This window comes from Cobetia sp. SIMBA_158 (genome assembly GCF_046566945.1).
GTDB classification, from domain to species: Bacteria; Pseudomonadota; Gammaproteobacteria; order Pseudomonadales; family Halomonadaceae; genus Cobetia; species Cobetia amphilecti.
Genome location: NZ_JAWJYL010000092.1, coordinates 1 through 392 on the forward strand (window position 1 = coordinate 1; position 392 = coordinate 392).

Genomic DNA, 392 nt, shown 5'->3' on the forward strand with positions numbered 1-392 from the left:
TATAACTCTTAAATTAAATAAAGCGCAGCATACACATGCTGCGCGGGTGCTATGGTAGCAATAAAATGGGTATGCTACATTAAATAACCTAATACTTAGGTTAAAAACTTATTTCTAATAACTTACCTCAACGCTAACTTGCGTAAATATGCCTGAGACAAGTCAAAAATCGATCAGTAAATTGGCCTTGATCCCATTAAAAATCGTCATGGATTAGTAATTTTGAAGGCTTTAACATAGCTATCTAGCTAAATAATGCTATTTGCCTTGGCGAAGACGAACATCTAACTCATCAATCACTTCACTCCAGGCACCATCTTCAGCAAGTGATTCCGCTAAAAAGTGTTGCTGTGCTTCATCCCAAAATGCTGCATCTTGAAGCAGTGTTGTGT

Annotated in this window: 1 protein-coding gene; it reads right to left on the bottom strand. The window is 37.2% G+C overall.

Translation table 11 applies throughout. The annotated features are described in order from the left end of the window. Positions 1-258 precede the first annotated feature (258 nt). Positions 259-384, bottom strand: coding sequence for a DUF2789 family protein (locus tag R2R70_RS19125; RefSeq protein ID WP_410978769.1), 126 nt, complete (start codon positions 382-384; stop codon positions 259-261). Positions 385-392 lie beyond the last annotated feature (8 nt).